This is a genomic window from Micromonospora sp. DT43, from assembly GCF_049841645.1.
Classification (GTDB): domain Bacteria; phylum Actinomycetota; class Actinomycetes; order Mycobacteriales; family Micromonosporaceae; genus Micromonospora.
Map to the genome: position 1 here is coordinate 104,361 of NZ_JBNCKR010000008.1, position 21,857 is coordinate 126,217.

The 21,857-nt window shown below is 70.4% G+C and carries 14 protein-coding genes and 1 pseudogene; 7 read left to right on the forward strand and 8 right to left on the reverse strand.

From position 1 onward, the window contains the following. Positions 1-34: 34 nt before the first annotated feature. The 3 genes from ACLQ26_RS20285 to ACLQ26_RS20295 all read right to left on the reverse strand — a co-directional run bounded on the left by ACLQ26_RS20285 (position 35) and on the right by ACLQ26_RS20295 (position 5,698). Positions 35-1,375 (reverse strand): M1 family metallopeptidase, encoded by a 1,341-nt coding sequence (locus ACLQ26_RS20285; protein ID WP_425745912.1) that lies wholly within the window; start codon positions 1,373-1,375, stop codon positions 35-37. Beyond that, positions 1,372-5,286 (reverse strand): Pls/PosA family non-ribosomal peptide synthetase, encoded by a 3,915-nt coding sequence (locus tag ACLQ26_RS20290; protein WP_425745913.1) that lies wholly within the window; start codon positions 5,284-5,286, stop codon positions 1,372-1,374. The genes ACLQ26_RS20285 and ACLQ26_RS20290 overlap by 4 nt, the downstream gene beginning before the upstream one ends. Positions 5,287-5,443: 157 nt before the next feature. After that, positions 5,444-5,698, reverse strand: a complete 255-nt coding sequence (locus ACLQ26_RS20295; RefSeq protein WP_425745914.1) for a three-helix bundle dimerization domain-containing protein — start codon at positions 5,696-5,698, stop codon at positions 5,444-5,446. Positions 5,699-5,858: 160 nt separating this feature from the next. Between ACLQ26_RS20295 and ACLQ26_RS20300 the strand changes: the two genes are divergently transcribed. Continuing rightward, on the forward strand, positions 5,859-6,035 hold the full coding sequence (locus ACLQ26_RS20300; protein ID WP_425745916.1) for a hypothetical protein: 177 nt from the start codon (positions 5,859-5,861) through the stop codon (positions 6,033-6,035). 80 nt (positions 6,036-6,115) lie between these two features. Here the strand turns inward: ACLQ26_RS20300 and ACLQ26_RS20305 are convergent, their stop codons facing one another. Then, positions 6,116-7,321, reverse strand: a complete 1,206-nt coding sequence (locus ACLQ26_RS20305) for an esterase-like activity of phytase family protein (RefSeq protein WP_425745918.1) — start codon at positions 7,319-7,321, stop codon at positions 6,116-6,118. A gap of 353 nt (positions 7,322-7,674) precedes the next feature. Between ACLQ26_RS20305 and ACLQ26_RS20310 the strand changes: the two genes are divergently transcribed. The 3 genes from ACLQ26_RS20310 to ACLQ26_RS20320 are packed head-to-tail and all read left to right on the forward strand — an operon-like array spanning position 7,675 to position 16,522. Then, positions 7,675-14,616, forward strand: a complete 6,942-nt coding sequence (locus ACLQ26_RS20310; RefSeq protein WP_425745919.1) for an amino acid adenylation domain-containing protein — start codon at positions 7,675-7,677, stop codon at positions 14,614-14,616. Between the two features lie 26 nt (positions 14,617-14,642). Continuing rightward, positions 14,643-15,554: a pyridoxal-phosphate dependent enzyme gene (locus ACLQ26_RS20315; protein WP_425745921.1), complete on the forward strand. Its 912-nt coding sequence runs from the start codon at positions 14,643-14,645 to the stop codon at positions 15,552-15,554. Positions 15,555-15,586: 32 nt separating this feature from the next. Continuing rightward, complete coding sequence (locus tag ACLQ26_RS20320) at positions 15,587-16,522, forward strand: fatty acid desaturase family protein (protein ID WP_425745922.1); 936 nt, start codon at positions 15,587-15,589, stop codon at positions 16,520-16,522. A gap of 9 nt (positions 16,523-16,531) precedes the next feature. On the opposite strand, the pseudogene ACLQ26_RS20325 reads toward ACLQ26_RS20320, so the two are convergent. Next, positions 16,532-16,660: pseudogene (locus ACLQ26_RS20325) on the reverse strand (site-specific integrase); the annotation flags it as partial. Positions 16,661-16,740: 80 nt separating this feature from the next. Beyond that, positions 16,741-17,601, reverse strand: coding sequence for an SDR family NAD(P)-dependent oxidoreductase (locus ACLQ26_RS20330; RefSeq protein WP_425745924.1), 861 nt, complete (start codon positions 17,599-17,601; stop codon positions 16,741-16,743). A gap of 171 nt (positions 17,602-17,772) precedes the next feature. Here ACLQ26_RS20330 and ACLQ26_RS20335 point away from each other — a divergent pair, with 171 nt between their 5' ends. The 3 genes from ACLQ26_RS20335 to ACLQ26_RS20345 all read left to right on the forward strand — a co-directional run bounded on the left by ACLQ26_RS20335 (position 17,773) and on the right by ACLQ26_RS20345 (position 19,754). After that, positions 17,773-18,687 (forward strand): helix-turn-helix transcriptional regulator, encoded by a 915-nt coding sequence (locus tag ACLQ26_RS20335; RefSeq protein WP_425745925.1) that lies wholly within the window; start codon positions 17,773-17,775, stop codon positions 18,685-18,687. A gap of 103 nt (positions 18,688-18,790) precedes the next feature. Then, positions 18,791-19,087, forward strand: coding sequence for a hypothetical protein (locus ACLQ26_RS20340; RefSeq protein WP_425745927.1), 297 nt, complete (start codon positions 18,791-18,793; stop codon positions 19,085-19,087). Positions 19,088-19,169: 82 nt separating this feature from the next. Next, positions 19,170-19,754 carry a transglutaminase-like domain-containing protein gene (locus ACLQ26_RS20345; RefSeq protein WP_425745928.1) on the forward strand — a complete coding sequence of 195 codons (585 nt, stop codon included), beginning with the start codon at positions 19,170-19,172 and terminating at the stop codon, positions 19,752-19,754. 46 nt (positions 19,755-19,800) lie between these two features. On the opposite strand, the gene ACLQ26_RS20350 is transcribed toward ACLQ26_RS20345, so the two are convergent. Both ACLQ26_RS20350 and ACLQ26_RS20355 read right to left on the reverse strand, forming a co-directional pair. Continuing rightward, positions 19,801-20,379 carry a hypothetical protein gene (locus ACLQ26_RS20350; protein ID WP_425745929.1) on the reverse strand — a complete coding sequence of 193 codons (579 nt, stop codon included), beginning with the start codon at positions 20,377-20,379 and terminating at the stop codon, positions 19,801-19,803. Between the two features lie 458 nt (positions 20,380-20,837). Continuing rightward, positions 20,838-21,323, reverse strand: coding sequence for a GNAT family N-acetyltransferase (locus ACLQ26_RS20355; RefSeq protein WP_425745930.1), 486 nt, complete (start codon positions 21,321-21,323; stop codon positions 20,838-20,840). Between the last annotated feature and the right edge of the window lie 534 nt (positions 21,324-21,857).

A 21,857-nucleotide genomic window follows, 5' to 3' on the forward strand; every position in this document is an offset into this window, starting at 1 on the left:
ACCGGGTTTCCGGAGGCGGTCGCGTCCGGCGTGTTCAGCGAGGTGGGGGAGGCAGCGTCGGGCTGTCGAGCCAGGCACCGAACAGGTCGTCCAGCGGCTCGCGGGCGAAGCGCTGGGCGTGCAGCCGGAACTGCTCGGTCGTCACCGTCGCGTGCGGGTGCTCGGCGACCCAGGCTCGCAGCAGCGCGAAGAACGACTGCTCGCCGACCCTCTTGCGCAGGGCGTGCACCGCGAGCGCGCCCCGCTTGTAGACAAGCGGGTCGAACATCCGGTCGACGCCGGGATCCGCGACGACGACGGTGCGGGGGCGAGCCGCGACCCACGCGTACCACCGCGCGGCCAGGGCGTCCGTCGGCAGGTCGCCGCAGACGCCGGACCACAACCACTCGGCGTACGTGGCGAAGCCCTCGTTGAGCCAGATGTGGCGCCAGTCGGCCACCGTGAGGCTGTTGCCGAACCACTGGTGGGCCAGCTCGTGCACGATCAGCCGCTCGTGCGTGCGCCGCCCGTCGACGTGGTTTCGCCCGAAGACCGCCATGCCCTGCGCTTCGACCGGATCGTCGAGGTCGTCGTCGGCGACCACGACGACGTACTCGCGGAAGGGGTACGGCCCGAAGAGCCGCTGCAGCGCCGACATGATCTGACCGTGCCGGCCGAAGTCGTGGGCGGCGTTGCGGCGCAGCGCGGGCGGGACAGCCGCGCGCTGCACCACGTCACCGACGGCCAGGTCGACAAGCTCGTAGCGCCCGATCTGGACGCTCATCAGGTACGGCGAGGTGGGCTCGCGCCGTTCGTACACCCAGGTCGTGGCGCCCGCACCCCGCCGCTGGAGGACCGGATCGCCGGTCACCAGCACGGTGTACGGGGAAGGGGTCGTGACCGCCACCCGGAAGGTGGCCTTGGCGCCGGGCTGGTCATCGCACGGAAACCACGACGGGGACCCGTTGGGCTGGCTGGCCACGAGCACCCCGTCGGTGAGTTCCTCCCATCCGAGCTCGCCCCAGCGACCGGAGATGGGCACCGGCTTTCCCGCGTACCGGATCTCCACCCGGAAGGTGTCCCCGGCGCCGATCGGCCGCTCGGGCTTGATCTGCAGTTTGTCCGGCCGGTGCAGGTACTTCGCCGGGCGCCCGTCCACCCGGACGTCCTGAACGCGGAGCCGACCGAGATCGAGAGTGAACCGGGACAACGACTGGACGGCCACCGCGGTGATGTCCGCCCGGCCGCCGAGGCGGTTCGACGCGACCCGGTAGTCGAGGTCGAGGTCGTAGTGCCGCACCCGGTAGCCGCCGTTGCCGTGCTCGGGCAGGTACGAGTCGCCGGAGCGATCAGCGCCGGGCGTGGCACCGCGCGATGTCGACGCCTTCGGATTCATGCCGGCCGCGAAGCCGGCGCAGGCCAGGTGGTGATCGGGTTACCCCGCCACCGGCTGTCGCAGGGCACGGCGTCGCCGCGGGTGACCAGCGAACCGGGCCCAACGGTGGTCCGCGCGCCGATACTCGCGCCCGGCAGAACGATGCCGTGCGGGCCCAGTGTGGCCCCCGCGCCCAGTGTCACCTCGTCCATGCTCATCACACGATCATGGAACAGGTGGGTCTGGACCACACAACCGCGGTTCACCGTCGCGCCGTCGCCGAGGCGCACCAGGTCGTACTCGGGCAGCCAGTAGGTCTCCAGCCAGACGCCCCGACCGATCTTCGCACCGAGCGTGCGCAGCCACGCCGCCAGCAGTGGCGTGCCGGTCCCGAAACGGACCAGCCACGGCGCGGCGAGGACCTCGACGAACGTGTCCGCGAGCTCGTTGCGCCACACGAAGGAGGTCCACAACGCGCGCTCGGTGACCCGGAGGCGCCCGACCAGCAGCCACTTCGCGGCCGTCGCGATGGCGGCGGCGATGATCGCCGCGCCGAGCAGCACCGGCCCGGCGGTAAGCGCGGCCGCCCACCACCCGCCGGTCCGCCACACGAGCGCGAGTACGGCCAGGACGCCGGTCGCCAGGGCACCGGCGCACATCACCGGAACGATCCGGCACAGCTCGATCGCCGCCCGGGCCAGCTTCAGCCGCAAAGGCGGGTCGAAGGTGCGGCTGGTGTCGGCCGCCTCCACGGTCCGGCGCAGCGGCATCGGCGGCGCACCGAGCCAGGACGAGCCCTTCTTCGCCTTGAACGGCGCCGACGACAACACCCCGACCAGGCCCCGCTTCGGCACCGAGCGTCCGGGCGCCGCCATTCCCGAGTTGCCGAGGAACGCCTGCTTACCGATGCGGGCCGGAGCGACGCGCAGCCACCCGTGGCTCAGCTCGTAGGTCGCGACCATGGTGTCGTCGGCCAGGAAGGCCCCGTCGGCGACCGTGGTCATCGCTGGCACCGCGAGCACTGTGGAAACCTCCACCCCGCGCCCCACCCTGGCGCCCAGCAGCCGCAACCACACAGGCGTGAAGAGGCTGGCGTAGAGCGGGAACAGCCCCACCCGCGCCATCCCCATCAGCCGCTCGGTCGTCCACACCTGCCACGCCACCCGCCCCTGCACCGGGTGGTACCCGGCGCGCAGGCCGATGCTGAGCGCCCGGACGGCCCCGAGCACCAGCAGCGCGTAGCCCACGACATAGGCGACGGTCGCCACCGCGACGGCGGCCAGCACAGAGCCGACCATTGGTCGGATGGCGAGCGTCCAGCCGAGCAGGACGAGCGCCGGCAGGGCGGCTACGACCGGAACCAGTCCCAGTAGTTGGGAGGTCAACGCGTACGCGAGCGGCCAGAGGCGCGCACTCGTCCGCGACCGGGGGGGACGCTGCCCGGGCCACCCGTCGGAATCCTTCGCAACTGCGGCTGCGGCCGGTGAGCCAGCCCAGTGTTGGTTGGCCGGCACGGCGCCGGCCACCGTCGAGCCCGCGGCGACGCGCGCGCCCTTGCCGATCCGAGCGCCCGGCATCAGGGTGCTGCGGGACCCCACCCGGGCGCCCGCACCGACGCGGACCCTGCCGACATGGACGACATCGCCGTCGACCCAGTGGCCGGCCAGATCGACCTCTGGCTCGATCGCCGCGCCACGGCCCAGTTTCAGCAGGCCGGTGACCGGCGGCGCGGAGTGCAGGTCGACGTCGGGAGCGATGGACGCGCCGAGCGCCCTGGCATAAGTGATCATCCAGGATGCTCCGGCGACGCTTGTGGCGCCGGTCAGCTCGGCGAGGCGTTCGGCGGCCCACAGCCGCAGGTGCACGCCGCCACCGCGTGGGTAGCTGCCGGGGCGTACCCCGCGCAGTAGCAGTCGCGCGCCGGCGGCGGCCACCGCGATCCGGCCGGGCGGGCTGAACAGCACAAGCCAGCCCAGCGCCACCCACCACCACGAGACGACAGGTGCCCAGGGTGCCGGCGCGAGCAGGGCGAGGACGTTGCCCAGGGCGGCCAGAACGGTCAGCCAGCGCAGCCCGACCAGCGCCAGCATCGGCACCACCATCGCGGCCTGGATCAGCCCCGCGCGCCTCGGCGTCGGCCGGACCTCCCGGCGCGTCGCCGCCGTGGTGTCGAGCGCGTCGAGCACCGCCGCGAGCCGCGACAGTTTCGGGTGCAGGTAGATGTCGGCCACCGACACGCGCGGGTGCCGGCGCCGGATCCATGCCACCAGTTGCGCCGCGTTCAGGCTGCCGCCGCCGTGATTGAAGAAGTCCGCGTCGGCCTCGGTGGGACGTACGCCAAGGATCTCCGCCCAACCGCCGGCGAGCCATTCCTCAGTCGCGGTCAGCTCGCCCGCGGTGTCCTGGGGGGTGGCCAGCGGCCACGGCAGCGCGGCCCGGTCCACCTTGCCCGACGTCCGGGTCGGCAGCGCATCCACCACGGCCAGCAGCGGCACGAGCGCGGCCGGCAACTGCTCACGGATCCGCAGCGCCGCCGCCGCGGCATCGAATGTGACGCCCTCGTGCGGAACGACGTACCCCACCAGCAGTTGGTTGCCCGCGGCGGTGCGCTGCACCGCCGCGGCGGCACCGGCGACGTCGGGCAGCGCCTGCAGCGCGGCGTCGATCTCACCCAGCTCGATTCGGCGTCCGCCGAGCTTCACCTGTTCGTCACCGCGACCGACGAACAGGAGCCCTTCGGGCTCCGCCCGGACGATGTCACCGCTGCGGTACGCCCGCTGCCAGCCGAGCGCGGGCAGCGCCGCGAACTTCTCGGCGTCCTTGCCCGGATCCAGATAGCGGGCGAGCCCCACCCCGCCGATGACCAGCTCGCCGGTCTCACCCATCGCCACCGGCACGCCGGACCCGTCGACCACGGCGAGTTCCCAGCCGGCCAGCGGCAACCCGATGCGGACCGGTCCCTCACCGGTCATCCGCGCGGCGCAGGCCACCACTGTCGCCTCGGTCGGTCCGTACGTGTTCCAGACCTCGCGACCCTCGACGGCCAGGCGCTGCGCCAGCTCCGGTGGGCAGGCCTCCCCACCGAAGATCAGCAGCCGGACCTCCTCCAACGCCTCGACCGGCCACAGCGCGGCGAGCGTCGGGACCGTAGACACGACCGAGATGCGCTGCTCGGCCAACCACGGACCGAGGTCGACGCCACTGCGGACCAGCGACCGCGAGGCCGGCACCAGACACGCGCCGTGCCGCCACGCCAACCACATCTCCTCGCAGGACGCGTCGAACGCCACCGACAACCCGGCCAGTACCCGATCCTGTGGGCCGATCGCCTCGCTCGCCTCGTCGACGAGAAACAGCCGCGCCTCGGCGTCGACGAAAGCCGCCGCCGCGCCGTGGCTGACCGCCACCCCCTTCGGGGTGCCCGTCGAGCCGGAGGTGAAGATGATCCAGGCGTCGTCTTCCGGGCCGGGCCGACCGACCCGACCCACGGGGGTACGACGCACCGACACCGTCAACCCGTCCCCGAGCACCGCCGTGACTCCCGCCTCGGCGAAGACGAGGTCGGCGCGTTCCTCGGGATCGTCCGCGTCGACCGGCACGTAGGCGGCGCCGGTCGCGAGAACGCCGAGGATCGCCAGGTACAGCTCGGCGGTGCCGGATGAGATGCGGACGCCCACGCGGTCGCCGACACCGATGCCGTGCCCGGCCAGCGACCTCCGGACCGCCTCGACCTCATCGGCCAGGTCTCGGTACGTCAATGTGGTGGCACCGCTGTCGAGCGCGTCCGCGTCGGCGTGCGCGCGCACGGAGTCGTCGAGAATGTCGACAAGCGTGCGGCGGGCCGGGGCCGAGGCGGATCGGAAGACCGCCGGGATCGTCGGTTCGGCAGCTGGCGGTAGCGCGGCCACCTGGGTTTCACTCGTCACGGGCACCCGGCGTTCACCATTTTCGTCTCGCGGATCGGCGTCGACCAGGCATGCCGTATGCGACCGGCCCTGGGCAGCCCTCAACGCTACGTCGCGCACGGCCGCGAGCGACTGTCAAACAACGGCTTCGTGTCCACCACCACAGCGAACCGTTGCGGGAACCTCAGGCCGTGTTGTCGCTACGGATGTGAACGGTCCCACCGCCGCTGCGCAGTTCCTCAGTCACCTGTTTCTCGGTCAGGGCGACCAGGTGTGAGTCGATGCTCGCCCCGTCCTTGAGGCGCTTGTGCGTTTCGTGCACGAGGGCGGAGATCTCGCTCTCGTCAGCATCCGGGAATCGTTGTTTCAGCGTCTCGACCTGGCGTTGCAGGGCGATCTCCGGGTCAGCGAGACCGTCACTGGCTTCGGGTTCGGTCATCAGGCACCTCGCACGTCGTCTTGAGTGTCCGCACAGGTGGTGCCCGGACATCCACTCGACATTCATTCGTTTGCGCAAAGTTCACCTGCGGGGAGCAGGCTTTCCCTCGCCGTCGGTGGAACGTTCGAGGAGGCCGGTTCCCCTGACGTTTGGTCAGCCCATGATCATTATTGTGGTCCTCACGCTGACGCTGTTCGGCGCGACGACGTGGACGGCGCTGCAGCAACCGCTGGCCCGTAACCCGGCCTTCCATCACCGCCTTACCGGAGCGCTACTAGCTCTGAGCCTGGCGGTCTCCGCCGCGCTGATCACGACCGTCCTCGGGGCCTATCCGTAATCGGCCAGGGATGAAGTGTGACTGCGGTTGCCCGGTACGGGGTGGGCGGCGGATCAGGCCACCCACCCCTGATGTCCAGATCAGTAGCGACGCAGGACGCGCTTGTCGGCATCGAGGCCACGGTCCAGCCTGATCACGATGAACTCGTTGTTGTCCGCTTGGCCGGCGGTGCGGCCCGAGGAGGACGGGAAGTTGTTGTCGTTGAGGACGGCGATCGTGTGGTCGTCGAGGATCACCACGTCCTCGATGGTCTGGAACGGGAACGTGAAGGTGCTACCGAACCCGCCGACGTGGCGCGGGTTGGCGACGTTCATCAGGTCGGCGACAAGCGTCTTGTCGAGGCGCCCGTCCCGGTTCCGGTCGCGCTTGTCGGCCAGGTAGATCCTCTTCACCGTCGCCGTCTCACCCTGACCGTTGTCCCGTTCGATGATCAGGAAGCGGTCGCGGTCGACCATGATCGCGTCGCCGATCGAGTGGTCGGCAGCGTCGAGCGTGTAGGTCCAGCGCCGACCCGTGTAGGTGTTGGTCCTGACGTCGAACTCGTTGAGCCGGAGCGTGCCCGTCGGGTCGCCCGCGACCGTGCCCTCGAGCAGCGGATAGAGCGTGGCGCCGTCCGGTGACTGGGCCATGCCCTCGAAGCCCTTGCTGCTGGCGAGGTTGGCCGGGGTCGTACCGCGGGTCGGGTTCTCGGGGGCGAACACCCCAGGCAGTGGCACCGGCGCCTGCAGCAGTCGGCCCGCGCGGTCGAAGTGCAGCAGGGAGGGACCGAATTCGTCACCGATCCAGTACGTGCCGTCGGCCGTCCGAGTGATCGACTCGACGTCGAAGTCGGCACCGGTGAGCACGCGGTCGGCGCGGGTGAGAGCGAACGGAACCTTGGCGTATGGGTCGGTCAGGTTGATGCCGCCGACAACGTCGACGGCGCCGTCGGCGAAGCTGGGCGCGACCCGCTGGATACGCAGCAGGAAGTCGGCGCTGTTGGCCTTGTTGCCGAAACCGTTGTCGGACAACACGTCGAAGGTGCCGTCGGTGTTGCGTAGGACGCCGCTGAATCCCTGGACCGGCTGGTCGACGAACGGCGGAACGATGCCGTTGATCGGGGCAGTGCCGAGTGACGAGCCGGACGGTTCGCTACCGGGAACGAAGGTCGCTGCCGGCAGCATCGCGAATTTGATCAACTCCGCCCGGTTCCACGTGCTCCGCTCGGTTGCGGACGCGGCGCCCGGCAGCGTCAGGATCAGCGCGGCCACCGCAGCACCCAGGCCCACTCGCTTGCTTACTGCCATCAGTCCTCATTTCGTCAGGATCGAAGGACCAGCTACTTCTCGGTAGTGATCCGATGGCAAGGTAGAGAGACGCGGCGAATTCCGACTGACCAGAAGGAATCCGCCCCCGAGCCGTGCGGTGACCACTCCCACGTCGTCGAGTTCACGCGTTGTTCATCGCATCCCGGTGCGCGTCAACGATGTTCCCGCAGGCGGCGGCATCGTTGGCCGGTGGGCCGTGGCGTTCACCAGGTGAACGAGCCCGTGATCAAGATCCTTCCGAGCGTCGGTCGGCGTTCATCCGCGAACCTCAGTCGATCCCTAGGGTCTTGCGCCGGCACGCCTTTCGCTGTCGCTACACCCGGGAGCCCTTCATGAGTCAGGCCATCGACATCCGCACACCGCCCGTGGAGGAGGGTCCACTGTGGCAGCAGGTCGTCGCGCAGGCCCGGCGCCGGCCCGCGGCTGCGGCGGTGGTCGACGGCGGGGGTGACCTGACCTACGCGGAGCTGGTTGCCCGCGTCGAGGAGCGGGCGGCGGAGTTGACGGTCGTCGGGGTGTCCGGCGGCGACCTGGTGGCGCTGCGCATGCCGCGGAGCAGCGACGCTGTCGTGGCGATGCTTGCGGTCCTGCGGGTGGGCGCGGGCTATGTGCCCATCGACCCGGCCTATCCGGCGGCCCGTCAGGAGCTCATCCTCGCCGACGCGAGGCCCCGGGCGGTCATCACCGCGGACGGCGTCGCCGCGACGGACATCCCGGTCGGCGCGGAAGCGTACGCAGCGGCCGGCGCGGGAGCGGCGTACGTCGTGTACACGTCCGGATCGACCGGGCGGCCCAAGGGCGTGGTCGTGCCGATGTCCGCGCTCGCCGCGTTCTGCGCCGCCGCCCGGCAGCGCTACGAGCTCACCGCCGCCGACCGCGTCCTGCAGTTCGCGTCGCTGAGCTTCGACGCCAGCGTCGAGGAGATCTTCCCGGCACTGACCTGCGGGGCGGCCGTGGTGCTGCGCGACGATGACATGATCAGTCGCCCCGACCTGTTCCTGGACGGCTGCGCGAGGCTGGGCGTCACCGTGCTGGACCTGCCGACCGCGTACTGGCACGAGGTGGTCGCCGCCCTGGACCGTGCCGAGGCGACACTGCCCGCCGAGGTCCGGCTGGCGATCATCGGGGGCGAAGCCGCGCGGCCCGACGCGGTGCGCCGGTGGCAGCGCGCCGCCAGTCCCGGGGTACGGCTGCTCAACACCTACGGGCCGACCGAGACCACTGTCGTCGCCACCGTCGCCGACCTGACCGGATGGGCCGGCGACGCCGTGCCGATCGGGCACCCACTGCCCGGCGTCACCTGTCGCGTACTGGGCGCGGACGGCGCCGAGGCCCTCGACGGTGAAGCCGGCGAGCTGGCGATCGGCGGAGTTCAGGTCGCCACCGGGTACCTGCGCCGGCCGGAGCTGACCACCGAGCGGTTCCGGCCGGGGCCCGTCGGCCGCGAGTACCGCACCGGGGACCGGGTGCGCCGTGCCGCGGACGGGTCGCTGGAGTTCCTGGGGCGCCTCGACGAGCAGATGAAGATCCGTGGTTTCCGGGTGGAGCCGGGGGAGGTCGAGGCGGCGCTGCGGGCCGCGCCGGGCATCGAGGACGCCGTGGTGGTGCTCGGTGATCGGGGCGACCAGGGGCGGCTGACCGGGCACGTGGTGGCCGATCGCGGGATCGACCTGACCGCGGTTCGCGCCGCCCTGGCCGAGGAGCTTCCCGCGTACCTTGTCCCGGCAGCTCTGGTGCGCCACGACCGGCTGCCGCTGACCGTGCAGGGCAAGGTCGATCGTCTGGCTCTGGCCACGGTCGTCCCGGACGGCCCGGTCGTGGACACCGGTCTCACCCCGGCGCAGCGCGCGGTGGCCCGGATCTGGACGGCAGTGCTCGGTATCGCGCAGGTACGCCAGGACGACGACTTTCTCGCGCTCGGCGGCGACTCACTCGACGCCGTACGGATGATCAGCGCCCTGCGGCACGAGCACGGCGTGGAGCTGACGCTGAGCCGGCTGTACGCGGCGCCCACGCTGGCGGAGGTGGCGAACCTCGTCACGAGCGCCGACGCCGGCGGGGTGGCCGAGACGGTCGCCGTGGCCGAGGGCGTTCCGGTGGCGCTGAGCTCACTACAGCGGGACTTCTGGGTCGCCGAACAGGTCTGCGCCGACCTGCCCGCGCACACGCTTGGCATCCGCTACCGCTTCGCCGAGCCGGTCGACCCCGCCGCGCTGGCTCGAGCCCTCACGGCGCTGGCTCGTCGACACCCACTGCTGCGCGCCCGGTTTCCCGACGACGGTGCAGAACCGCGGATGGTGATCGGCTCCGACGCCAGGCTCGAGCTGGTGCGGGGGGAGCCGGTCACGGCGAAGTTCGATCTCGCCGCCGGGCCACTCGCGCGGGCGTACCTGGGCGCCGACGGCACGCAGCTGGTTCTGGTCGTGCACCATCTGGTGTTCGACGGGTGGTCCGCCACTGTCGTCGGGGAGGAGTTGGCCGCGCTGTACCGTGCCGCCCGTAGCGGCACGGAGCCCGACCTGGCCCCTGCCGTCGCGCTGCCCGATCTGGCGGCGCGGAACACAACCGCCCGCTCCGACGAGGAGTTGCGGGAGTACTGGCGGCAGCGGTTCGTCGACGCGGACCTCGACCTGGAACTGCCCGCCGACCGGCCGCGCCCGGTGGCCCGGTCCTTCGCTGCCGCGCGGCTGACCCGTCACGTCGACCCCGCGCTGCTGGAGCGGCTGCGCGCGTACGGCCGAGGCGAGCGCGCGAGCCTGTTCATGGTGGTGCTCGCCGGGCTGCAGACGGTCCTTGCCCGCTACACCGGTCGAACCGACGTGACCGTGCTGACCCCGGTCGCCGGGCGTACCGGGGCGGGCGAGGCCACCCTGGTCGGGCCGCTGCTCAACATCCTGCCCATGCGTGGCGACGTGGCCGGCGCGCCGACGTTCGCCCAGTTGGTCGCGCGGGTCCGCGGCGCTGTCCTGGCCGACCTCGACCACCAGACGCTCGCGCTGCCCGACCTGGTTGACGCGTTGGCGCGGCCCGGCAGCGGCAACCGGAACCGTCTCAGCCCGGTGATGCTCACCGTGCACAACACCCCGGCGCCGCGGGGCACGGCCGTCCGGTACGCCGGAGAAGTCGCGCCCGCCGCCACCATGGTGGACCTCGCCGTCGGCCTGGACTTCCCGGCCGACGGACCGCTGCTGACCATCGACTACGCCACCGAACTGTTCGACGAGCCACGGGTGGCGGCGCTGGCCGACCATCTGCTCACCCTGCTGGCCGCCGCCGCGAGCGACCCCGGCACCGAGGTCCTACGGCTGCCGCTGCTGACCGCCGAGGAGCGGCACCGGATCCTGCACGACTGGAACGACGTCACGGCGCCCGTTCCGGACGCGACGACGGTCCATGAGCTGTTCGAGCGGCACGCCGCGGCCACCCCCGACGCGCCGGCGCTGACGTTCCGGGGCGACACGATGAGCTACGGCGACGTGAACGTGCGGGCCAACCGCGTCGCCCGGCGGTTGCGGGCCGCGGGTCTCCAACCCGGCGACCGGGTGGCGATCTGTCTGGACCGGGGCCTCGACCTGTTCGTCGCGATGTGGGGCGTACTCAAGGCGGGAGCTGCCTACGTGCCGCTCGACCCCGCCTACCCGCGCGAACGCCTCGACTACATGCTCGCCGACAGCGGTGCCACCGTGCTGATCGACGCCGCGTACCTGCGGGACCCGCTACCGGAGGACGGCAGCGACCTGCCGCCGGCCGCCGCGGCGGACGACCCGGCGTACGTCATCTACACCTCTGGCTCCACAGGCAAGGCCAAGGGCGTCGTCGTGACACACCGCAACCTGGTGCACGCGGCCGACATGTGGCAACGCGCCTACGACCTGCGTCCGGAGTGGACGTACCAGCAGGCGGCGAGCTTCTCCTTCGACATGTTCGTCGGGGAGACGCTGCGGGCCCACACCACCGGCGGGCGGCTGGTCGTCGTGCCCCGCGAGACGCTGCTCGACCCGGCCGACCTGTACGACCTGATGCGCGCCGAACGGGTCGAGTGCACCGAACTGGTCCCGGCCGTGCTGCGCGGGCTGCTCGCACACGCCGACCACACCGGCGCGGGCCTCTCCTGGCTGCGGATGCTCATCGGCGGCGGCGAGAAGTGGCACGTGCACGAGTACGAGCTGGCCCGCCGCCTGGTCGGGCCGCACGGCCGGGTGGTCAACGCGTACGGCGTGACCGAGGTGACAGTCGACAACGTCTGGTTCGACGCCTCCGCGGCGCACCTGCCCGCCGAGGCACCGCTGCCGATCGGGCGCCCGTTTCCCCGCAACCGCGTGTACGTGCTGGACGCCCACGGCGAGCCGGTACCCGCGGGTGTCGTCGGCGAGCTGTATCTGGGCGGGGCCGGTGTCGCCCCCGGGTACCACAGGCGGCCCGAGCTGACCGCCGAACGTTTCGTCGACGACCCTTACGCCCCCGAACCCGGGGCCCGCATGTACCGCACCGGCGACGCCGCCCGCTTCCACGCCGACGGCACAGTCGACTTCCTCGGCCGCCTCGACGACCAGGTCAAGGTCAACGGTTACCGGATCGAACTGGGTGAGGTGGAGGCCGCGCTGGGCGCACTGCCGGGCGTCGCGTCGTGCGCTGTCGCCGTGCACACCCCGCCCTCGGGTATCGCCCGGCTGATCGGGTACGCGGTCACGGCGACCGGTGAGGAGGCCGACGAGGCGACGCTCCGCGACGCTCTGGGCCGCGCCCTGCCCGTGCACATGGTCCCCGCCCGCGTGCTGACCCTCAGCGCGCTGCCGTTGACACCCAACGGCAAACTCGACAGGCGCCGTCTGCCCGCGCCGCCGCAGACCGGTGCCACAGTCACCGGCCCCGCGCCGGAGACACCACGGGAGAGGGCGATCGCCGAGGCGTGGTCCGCCGTGCTCGGTGTGGTCGACATCGGTCTCGACGACAGCTTCTTCGCCCTCGGCGGGGACTCGTTCGCGGCGCTGAGGGTGGTCCGGCAGATCACGCCGGCGCCCACGCTGCTCGACCTCTACCAGCAACCGACCGTACGTCGACTCGCGGCACTGCTGGACAGCCGTGTGGAGAATCCGCCCGCCGAGCGGCGGATGCTGCACCGGCTCACCCCGCGCGACGCGGACCTCGCCGCCGGTGGCATGACAGTCGTCGGCGTCCCGTACTCGGGTGGCAGCGCGGTCGCCTACCAGCCGCTTGCCGACGCGCTGCCGTCCACCTGGGCGCTGCTGGCCGTGGAGCTGCCCGGGCACGACTACGCCCGCCCCGACGAGCCGCTGCTGCCCTCGGCCGAGGTGGCCGAACGGGTACTCGCCGAGCTACAGGAGGTCAGCGGCCCGGTGCTGCTGTACGGCCACTGCCTCGGCGTCGCCGTCACCATGCAGATCGCACAGCGCGCCGAGGAGTCGGGCGTCGAACTCGCGGGCGTGGCGCTCGGTGCGGGCTTCCCGACGGCCCGGCTGCCGGGACGGATCTTCGACTGGTTCTACCGGTTCGTGCCGACCGACGCGCTCACCTCGGACCGCGAGTACCTGGCCTACCTGCGGGGCCGCGGCGGCTTCACCGACGTGGACGACCCGCAGCAGCAGGCGTTCGTGCTGCGCAACGTCCGGCATGACGCCCGCGACGCCGAGGAGTTCTTCACCACCGCATACGGAGGGCAGACCACCAGACTGAAGGCTCCCGTGCTGGCCGTCGTGGGCTCGCGCGACCGGGTGACCGAGCACTACCAGGAGCGCTTCCACGAGTGGGAGCACTTCGGCGAGGGCGGTGTGCATCTCGCGGTCCTGCCCAAGGCCGGGCACTTCTTCGTCAGGTCGCACGCGCAGCCGCTTGCCGCCGAGCTCGTGGCGTTCGCGGGCGGCACGACGACCGAACCGGTGCACCAGAACCACGGGTCGGGACCCGCACCAAGCCTCGCGCGCTTCGCGACGGTCGCCGCCGGCCAGTTCCTCTCGATGATCGGCAGTGGGCTCAGCGCTCTCGTACTCAGCATCTGGGTCTTCCAACGCACCGGATCCCTCACCGACTTCGCCGTCGTCAACGCGATCGGCCTGCTGCCCGGCATCTTCGTCGGGCCGATCGCCGGCGCCGTCGCCGACCGCTGGGACCGGCGACGGGTGATGCTGGCCAGCGACACCGTCGCGGGCCTGTCAATGGTGGCGCTTGCGGTGGCGGTGTTCGCCGGTGGCGGCCTGCAGCTCTGGCAGATCTACCTGGCAGTGTCGGTCACCTCGATGGCTGGCGCGTTCCAACGGCCCGCCTACCTCGCGGCCGTCGCCCAACTGGTGCCCAAGCGGTTCCTCGGACACGCCAACGGCATCAGCCAGCTCGGCGTCTCGGTCGGCACCGTGTTCGCCCCGCTGCTCGGCGCCGGCCTGATCGCCTCGATCGGCGTTTCCGGCGTGCTGCTCATCGACACCGCCACCTTCGTCGCCGGCGTGCTGTCCCTCCTGCTCGTGCGGTTTCCGAACCTGATGTTCCACCGGCGGGAGGAGACCTTCCGCACCGAGATCGCCAACGGCTGGCGCTACATCATCCGCCGCCCCGGCCTGCGGGCCGCGTTGCGGTTCTTCATCGTCGACCATGCCTTCTACACGCTCGGCTTCGCCGTCATCACCCCGATGCTGCTCATCGAACAGAGTCCGGCGGTGCTCGGTCTGGCACTGGGCGCCGGGGGCATCGGAGGGCTCGCCGGCAGTGTCGTCATGGGCGTCTGGGGCGGGACCGTCCGCCGCGCCCACGGCCTCATCCTCTTCATGGGCCTGGCGAGCATCGCGATGACAGTCGTCGGGCTCGGCACCGGCCCGGTGTGGGTGATCGTGGGCATGTTCCTGCTGACCTTCGGTGAGTCGCTCGCCGAGGGGCACTGGATCGCCGTCGTGCAGACGAAGGTCGGCTTCGAGTTGCAGGGCCGCGTCCTGTCGATCTTCATCTCGCTGATGATGCTCACGATGCCGATCGGCTACCTGGTGGTCGGCCCTCTCGCCGAACGGTACGTCCAGCCGCTGCTTGAGCCCGGCGGCGCCCTCGCCGGCAGCGTCGGTGAGGTGCTCGGCACCGGCCCCGGCCGCGGGCTCGCCCTGCTGGTGACCGTCAGCGGCCTGCTGCAACTCGCGTGGGCCGTGCGGGGCTGGCTCGACCGTCGGCTGCGCCTGCTCGAGGACGACCTGCCCGACGCCCTCCCACCGGCCGAGATCGGCTCCCGCGACGACCTGCAGCGCGCGGCCGACGCCGCCCTGTCCACCCCCCGCTGACCTCCACCCTCGCGAAAGGCCAACGCATGTCCGTCGACACCTACGTCGAGCACCCCATCGACGCGTACGGAACCCCCCTGATCGACGCGCAGGACCTCGTGCCCGGTGCCCGGATCCTCGTCAAGGACGAGACCCGGTACGCGTCCGGAAGCCACAAGGAACCGGCCGCACGCCAGGTCGTCGCCCGGGCGATCGCCGAAGGTCGACGGCGCATCGTCATCGCCACCTGCGGCAACTACGGACGCGCGATGGCGATGGCCTGCGGCGCCATCGGCATGCCCTGCACCGTCGTGCTGCCCACCGGCTGGAGCGACGGCGGCGCCTTCATGCGTTCGGCCGGCGCGGACGTGCACCTGATCGACGGCAGCTACGAGGACGCGGTCGACGAGTCCCGGCGACTGGCCACCCTCGACGGCGCGATCGACGGCAACGTCGACGGCCCCTACGTCGAGGCGGTGTTCACCGGCCACGGCACCGTCGCCCACGCCCTGCACGCCGAGCTGGCCGAACCGCCTGCGGCGCTGTGGATCCCGGTCGGCAACGGCACCACGGTCATCGCCGTACACAAGGCTCTGGGCCGGCTGGGGTGGGACGTGCCGCTGCACGGCGTCGGCTCGGCCGGCAACAACCCGCTGGTCACGAGCTGGCCGGGACCGTACCGAATGCTCGACCCGGACAGCGTCACCACGACCGACCACAACCAGCCGCTCGTCAACTGGCACGCACTACAGGGCCCCGAGGCGCTCGACGCGATCAGGGCCAGCGGCGGGGCCGTGCACGCGGCCACCGACGACGAACTGCTCACCGCGCGGCACCTGCTCGCCGAGTACGGAGCCCAGCCCACCGCCGCCGGCTCGGTCGCCCTGGCCGGGCTGCTCGCGCACGCCCGCAGCACCGCGTTGACCGGAACCCACGTCGTCCTGCTCAGCGGCCGCTGATCCCACCCACACCCGCCCCCGAGGGAACAACCATGACGCTCACCGCCGCGCCCGCGTCCACCCCCATCCCCGCGCCCACCCTGCTGTTCGCCCGCGCCCGCACCACAGGCGCCGACGAGCGCGTCTTCCTCGGCAAGCTCGGCGTCCTGGCCCTGATCACCGCGGCCGGGGCCACCCTGGCCCTGCGTCCGGAGCCGGTCGCGACCGTCGCGGGCGTGCTGCTGCTGGCTGCCATGTACACCCACGCGGTCGAGCTTCAACACCAGGCACTGCACCACTCCGCGTTCCGCAGGGCCTGGCCTCACCGCCTGGTCGGGGTGCCACTCGGCCTGCCACTGTTCGTCGTCTACAGCCACTACCGGGTACGGCACCTGCAGCACCACCGCTTCCTGGGTACCCCACAGGACACCGAGTTCTTCGGGTTCGACACGCGCCAACCGCTGACGCTCGCCACGCTGCTCCGCGGTTCGCTCGACTACCACCGCGTTCTGGTCGTGCTCCGGGACGTCGTCCGCAGCGCGGCCGGCCGGTGGAACTACGAGTTCGGTGACATCAGCCCGAAGATGCGGCGTCATGTCGTGCAGGAGCACCTGGTCCAGGGGGTTGCGGTTCTCACCGCCATCGGTCTGGCTCTCGCCGGTCTCGGTGAGTACGTGTTGCTGCTCTGGGTGCTGCCGGTCGTCGCCGCCGTACCGATGCACTTCCTCGTTGAACTGCCCGAGCACATTCTCTGCGACACCGAGACCACAGACGTTCTGCACAACACCCGATCGATTCGTGGTAGCTGGTTGAGTACCTGGTACACCAACGGCAACAACCTGCACATCGAGCACCACGCCGCGATGAGCGTGCCCATCAACCAGCTCCCCGCCAGGCACGAGGAAACGAGACGGTTCGCCACACACGTCGAGCGGACCTACACCGACTTCTACCGCACGCTGTGGCAAGCGCTGCGCGTACCGAAGTAGCACCACGATGTGCCGCAGGTCGTGCCGCCTCAGGTACTCGAAGCCCAGTGCGCCGACCACCTCATCCCAGTGCGTCGCGTCGCGCAGTCCCGCCGTGCTGATCCGGCCACCGCGAGGACCGACGAAGAGCCGGCCGTCATCCGTCACCGGCTGAACAGCGGCGGGCCCGGCCTGGACGGTGAGACCAGGCCGGGCGATGCCAGGAGGCAACGGAACCCTTAGCTGTGCTGCGGGATGTCCGTCGTGTACGCCAGCTCGCGGCCCGCCTCCACGTCGGAGGTCAGCGCATCGATCCGGGCCTTGACCAGCGAGTAGGAGTCCGAGCCGAGCAGTTGGTGCAGAGGTGCCTTACCCGAGACCGCCACCTCGATGATGGCGGTTGCGGCTCGGGCGGGGTCACCGAGCTGGGTGCCCGGCATCGCCAGGTGCGCCTCGGTCATTTCCCGGATCGACTTGTAACCGGACACGGTGGTCGGCGGCAGGCCAAGCGAGTGCGTACGCAGAAAGTCGGTCTGCATGTAACCGGGCTCCACGAGGTTGACCTGCACGCCGAAATCGCCGACTTCCGCGGCCAGTGACTCGGTCAGCCCTTCCAGGGCGTACTTTCCGGCGCAGTAGAGACCCCAGCCCGGGAAGGAGGTCAGACCGAGGATCGAGGAGATGTTGATGATGTGACCGCTGCGCTGGGCGCGCAGGGACGGCAGCGCCGCACGAAGAACGTTCCAGAGCCCAAAGATCTGCACGTCGAACATCTGCCGGACGTCGGCGTCGGTGACCTCCTCGATGGCGGCGAGGAAGCCGTAGCCGGCGTTGTTCACGACCACGTCGATCGCGCCGAAACGGTCGGTGGTGGAGCGGATCGCCGCCGCGACCGCCGGCTCGTCCGCGAGGTTCAGCTCAAGTGGCAGCAGCCGGGCCCGGTCCACGGATCCCAGGGCGGCGGCGAGGCGCTCAGCCGACCTGGTCGTCGCCGCGACGTTGTCACCGCGATCGAGGAGCTGCTTGACCAACTCCCGGCCGAGGCCCCGGGAGGTGCCCGTGACGAACCAGGTGGCGGGTCGGGTGGTGGGGTACGACATCGGTGTTCTCCTTGTGACTGAAGTGGCAGCGCTGTGCCCTGCCGGAAACGCATTTCATGCTGCTGCCGGGCGGACGAGCCGAACACCTCTGGCCAGGCCCAGCCGTACCTGGGAACGACATGCCCACCCAGCCCCTGGGCGCGACCCGCCCCGCGCGGCATCATTGGCGACATGGTTCGACGCACAGAACTGGCCGGCTTCCTGCGGAAATGCCGAGCTGACACGACGCCGGAGGCAGCGGGAATCCTCCCGCTGTCGGGGCGACGCGTCCGCGGCCTGCGCCGGGAGGAGGTGGCCCAGCTCGCCGGGGTGAGCGTCGACTACTACATCCGACTCGAACAGGGCCGCCACAGCAGTCCGTCGGAGTCGGTCGTCGACGCGTTGGGCCGTGCCTTTCAACTCGACGCGGCCGCCCGGGCTCACCTTGTCGACCTGGCCCGGCCGGCCCGGAACCGCACCGGGCAGGTGCCGGGCCAGCGGGTCCGGCCGGCGATGCACCAGATGATCGCCTCGATGGTCGACCACCCGGCCTTCATCGTCGGGCGCCGCACCGACATCCTCGCGTCGAACCTGCTGGCCCGCGCCCTCCTCACCGACTGGACCCGACTGCCACCCCAAGAGCGCAACTACACGCGCTGGGTCCTCCTCGACCCCGGTGCCCGCGAGGTCTACCCCGAATGGGCCACCGTGGCGGCTGACGTCGTGGGCACGCTGCGCCTCTACGCCGGCCGGAACCCCGACGACCCGCAGCTCAACGAACTCGTCGGCGAGCTGACCATCAAGAGCCCGCAGTTTCGTACGTGGTGGCACAACCACCGGGTGCACGAGCGGACCCACGGCACCAAGCACATGGTTCACCCCGCCGTGGGACCGATGACCATCCGATACGAGGCGCTGGCACTACCCGGCGACGACGACCAGACGCTCTTCATCTACACCACGGATCCCGGCAGCAGCTCACACGACAACCTGCGCCTGCTCGCGCTCTGGGCGACACAGCAGCGGTACGCCCCAACGACCGGTCCATCCAAGGCCGCTCCCGCCCAGCTCGAGGACAGCCCAACCAGGTCCCCGGGCTCAGCCTGATTCCGACGGCCGTCGAACGCCCCTTGGCAATCGGTACGCTCCATTGTGGACGCCTCAGCGCGCGAATTCTCCAGTTGGCAGTGGTCTGATCGGTGCCCATTTCGTGGACGTGCTGCGCGAGCGAGGTCATGCCGCGACCGCCGTGGCGCGTACCGCCCGTGTGGGTGGGACCGGCCTTCTCGTGCGTCTCGATCATGATTGTTTCCACCAGCCCTGGGAGGGTGACCTCGACTTCGTTGTCACCCCGCATACCATCACCAGCGACAGCACCGACGCGCGCACGCTGCTCGAAGACATCAGGACCGCGATTCGAACCGCAACGGGCGCTGGCGTGCAACAGACCGGATCAGCTGTGTCCGGGAATGAGGGTGACAGGCGAAGCGTCGCGGCGGTGGGATAGCGCCGTTACCGTGACGCGGTGGGTCATGGCGCGATGGAGCAGCCTCGAACCCGCCTGAACAAGCGGCAGGGAAAGGGCAGCTATGCAACTGGTCGCGGGCGAACCGATGGAGTACCTGGGCGGTGACATGGTCGTCGAGGTGGACCATCCGGCAGTGCGGGCGTTAGCTGGTGAACTACGCGCGGCGCATTCGGACGACGTCGACTTCACGCGGGCCGCCTTCACATGGGTTCGTGACCGGATCCGGCACTCCGTGGACGCCCAGGATCCGCGGATCACCGTCACCGCTGGCGAGGTGCTCAGTGCCGGTGTCGGCCTCTGCTATGCCAAGTCGCACCTGCTGGTGGCCGTGGCCCGGGCCGCCGGCGTTCCGGCCGGGTTGTGCTACCAACAGCTGACCGACGGAAGAGAGCCCTTCCTGCACGGCCTCGTTGCCGTATACCTCGCGGGCCGCTGGCATCGCCAGGACCCGCGCGGCAACCGCACCGGCATCGACGCCCAATTCCGACTCGGGCGTGAGCAACTGGCCTACCCGATCACCAACGGATCGGCCGGTCTCGATTTTCCTGAAGTGCACGTGCGACCCTCGCCCAATGTGATCGCAGCCCTGCGTGGTGCTCGAGACGCTCTTGAACTGTGCCGCGCCGGGTTGCCCGCTACGCCCTGAGTCGGGACAGCGGATGCCGGCCATGGAAATGGGTCCAGTCGATCCGTTACGCGTCAGCTTCCCTTGAAGGGTGAGTCGACGGCGCCTCTCTGGAACTGCTACCACACTGCGTAACCGGCAGTCGACTATCGCTGGTGCACGCAATCCTCGACCATCGTCGCCCCGCGGTGTGCGCCTCCAGTTGGCGAGCGGTCACGATCGCGACGACGATCGAGACGATGTACAGGACGAACGGGAAGACCAGCAGCCCCCTGGCAGGCAGGCCCCAGTCCCACATCAGCACGGCACAGACAGTAGCGGTCCCCGCGTTCACAGCAACGTAGAAGCGGACTAGCCCGCGCCCCAGCCGGTATGCCCACACGCGGTCGCCGCGCAGTCCCTGACACGCAACGCCGGTCGCAATGGCGAACAGGAATGACGCGACGATGTCGCCGAGCCAGATCCCCGTGCCGAGGGTGTGGCCGACTGTCGAGATAAGCAGCAAGTGGACCGGTCCAAGGAGCGGCGTGAGATTCAAGATCGTGAGCACCCACAGGGCTCCACGAAGCAGCACCGATCCGACCAGCCCGATCAGCAACCAGGTGCCGGCCGGTCCGTTGTTGAACACGTTCAGATTCTGCACCATCCCCTAGTCCTGTACGAACGCGGCACGCCATCGCCGTGGGCGGTCAGCCTCGCAGGCCGCGTCCGGCATGCTCAAGGCCCGTGTAACCCATCAAGTGAAGCCACCGCGTAACGCGTCAGCGGAGTCGGACACCGGCTGCCGGCGAAGGGGGACCACACGCTATGCGGGCGGGTGCGGGATGTTGCCGCCTCCCGTGGTCGGGGCCGAGGCGTTCGAGGATGTCCGAGACGTCCAGGGCTTGGGCGGGCTTGGCGATGTAGTACGTGGGTGACCTCCTCGCTCGAGTGCCCGAGCTGTGCTGGGGCGCTTTCCGTGTCGGTCTGGGTGCCACGGTCTTGCAGAAGGTGTGGGGACCCAGGCGAGGTCGTTGTCGGCCCGAGCCTTCGCCACCGACGGCGGACATTGGTGATCTGCCTTACTGCACACCTCGAAGGGCTGCCCTTGCCGTCGAAGCGCTACTAAAGCGTGTCTTCTGGCTCCTGGTCGGTCGGATCGAGGGTGAGGTTGAGTAGTTCCAGGCCGGTGACGGGCTGGAAGCCGACTTCGGTGTAGAGAGTCAGAGCCGGGATGTTGTCGGTCTCGGTCTGGAGTGACACGCGCTGCGCGCCAGCAGCACGGGCACTGTGGATGATGTGCTGCAGGAGGGCGTTTGCGATACCGCCACGGCGGTGGTGCGGGGCCACGTAGAGGTCGCGGATGGACCACGCGCTGCCCAGCCTGAGCGATGCCGGCATGATCGTGGCAGTTATGAATCCGCAGACGTGATCGGCTCGGATGGCGGCGGCTGTGGACATCCGGTGCTGTGCGAGCTGGTCGTGCAGCCAGGAGCGGGTGCTTTCAGGCGATGACGGGTGGCCGTAGTGCGCCCGGTAGTCGTCGAACAGGGCAGCTACCTGATCAAACGCCGGGTGGGCGGAAGCCATTGGCACGATTGTCGTCGTCACGCCATAAGTGTGGCCGACGGTCAAGCAATCGGATGCCCTCGGGTGAGCTTCCGGCTATGCGGTCGTTCAGGCGACGCGAAGATCATCGGGCCCAGTTGTAAAGGGCTCCGATCCCGTCGTCATCAGGCGTGATGGCAGGCTTGGCACGGGAGTGTGCCGACTCAGGCGGAGGTCCGGAGTGCAGCAGCGAAGGACGGCAACCGACGGAACCGCATAAAGCCAGTACGACATCGATCCGGCTGCCGCGCAGCGGGGCGAACCTCACCCGACCACCTCGGCGAGGTCTGGGGGTCAAGGGGTTGCCGGTCCGAATCCGGCGGTCCCAACGGACGAAAGCCATGACCAGTGGAAACGCTGGCTAGATCTTAAGTTTGTCTATGGAGTTTTGACTCGCGCCGTTGTGCGACCAGTCGCGCCCGCCGTACGCCATCTGGAGGGTGCGTTCCGCGGTCTGGCGACGCGTTCAAGCTCCTGTTCGTCGACGGCCTTCGTGTCGAGATGCGAGAAGCCTCCATCGGGGTGGTCAGCAGCGCC